At 71.8% G+C, this 1,278-nt stretch carries 3 protein-coding genes and 1 pseudogene; 1 reads left to right on the top strand and 3 read right to left on the bottom strand.

What is annotated here, in order from left to right; translation table 11 throughout:
- From I5G_RS27260 to I5G_RS09550, 3 genes are all read right to left on the bottom strand, one after another.
- Window positions 1-110, bottom strand: a 110-nt coding sequence (locus tag I5G_RS27260) for a hypothetical protein (RefSeq protein ID WP_368844203.1), incomplete at its 3' end; no start/stop codon positions are given.
- A 13-nt stretch (window positions 111-123) separates the two neighbouring features.
- A complete protein-coding gene (locus I5G_RS25295; RefSeq protein ID WP_148286457.1) occupies window positions 124-516 on the bottom strand; it encodes an MFS transporter in 393 nt (130 codons plus the stop codon).
- A gap of 76 nt (window positions 517-592) precedes the next feature.
- Entirely contained in the window at window positions 593-874 is a 282-nt protein-coding gene (locus I5G_RS09550; RefSeq protein ID WP_022878859.1) for a hypothetical protein, read from the bottom strand.
- 110 nt (window positions 875-984) lie between these two features.
- Here I5G_RS09550 and I5G_RS09545 point away from each other — a divergent pair.
- Window positions 985-1,278, top strand: a pseudogene (locus I5G_RS09545) (hypothetical protein); the annotation flags it as partial.

Raw genomic sequence — 1,278 nt, 5'->3', positions numbered from 1 at the left:
GCCAGGCCGCCTTCGCGCACGCCGTAGAGCAGGGCGTCCTGCGGGTGGATGTCGATGAAGGATTCGGGGATGTGGCTGGCCAGGGTGGCCGATTTGCCGGTGCGCGTCATGGTGTGCCAGTGGTCACGCACGCGGCCGGTGTTGAGAATCAGCGGGTAGTCTTCGCACGGGGCATGGCCGGGGCTGCGCGGCGTGGTCGGGATGAAGCGGGCGCGGCCATAGGGTGACGGCGGCGACCAACGCCCGTTCCCGGCCCCGCGTGTCCGCGAGCCGTCCGAAGAGCCACGAGCCGAGCGGCCGCACCACGAAGGTCACGGCGAACAGGCCGTAGACGTAGATCAGCGAGTCCGGCGAATCCGGCGCGAAGAACTCGGTACGGAAGTACGGGGCGAAGATCGCGTAGACGTACAGGTTGAACCACTGGACGAGGTTCGGCACGGATCCTGCCAGGATGGCTCGCACCCGACCGCGTCGGTCGGAGTGCGGTCCGGGTGCGACCGCGGGCGTGGAGTGCACGCGCCGACTCTAGCGAAGCCGAGCGGACTCGGATCGGCATGCCCGCCCCGCGCTGCCCGCGGGCCGCCGGCATCCGTCAGACGACGTCGCCGCGAAGCCCGTCTATCGGGCGTTCGTCCCACATCTCGAACGGGTCGTCGCCGACCTCCGCCATCAGCGCCGGCCGCGCGGCCGCCGCGGTTTCCTCGGACGCCCACAGCGCGATCCCGACCAGGCGACCGCTGCCGTCGTCGACGACACCGGTCCATTCGAGGCCGGGCTGTTCGCGGGCGACTCGGCTGTAGCGCTGCATGGAGTCGATCACGGCAGCCCGGTGTTCGGGCTTCGGAGAATGCACGGAGACGACGGCGTAGGTCATGCCCGATGGTGGCACCGACGGAGTGGTCGGCACCAGGGGCTCGCCGGCGTCCCTGACCGGGACCGTGTCGCAGCCCGCACCACCGAGAGCGACGCGGGTATGGTCGTGATGTGCGCCGCATCCCCTTCCTCGCCACCGTTCCCCTCGCGCTCGTCCTCTCCGTCGGCCTGTCGGCGTGCACGTCCCCCACGTCGACCCCGACGGAGTCGGCAGCACAGACGCCCGCCGCGACGCCCTCCGTGAGCGCGACCGCCCCCGTAGCCGCCCCGACCCCCACGAGCGCGGCAACCCTCATCGTGACCCTCGACGACGCGACGCTGCAGGGCGGCGCTACGCCCCTCCCCTACGCCCGGGGCGCGAAGGACGCATGGACGGCCGCCCTCGGGAGCGAGCCGACCGATCCC

Origin of the sequence: Microbacterium sp. B19 (assembly GCF_000333395.1) — a bacterium.
Classification (GTDB): Bacteria; Actinomycetota; Actinomycetes; order Actinomycetales; family Microbacteriaceae; genus Microbacterium.
The sequence above is the reverse complement of the archived record's forward strand: the minus strand, read 5'-3'. Positions and strand labels throughout refer to the sequence as shown.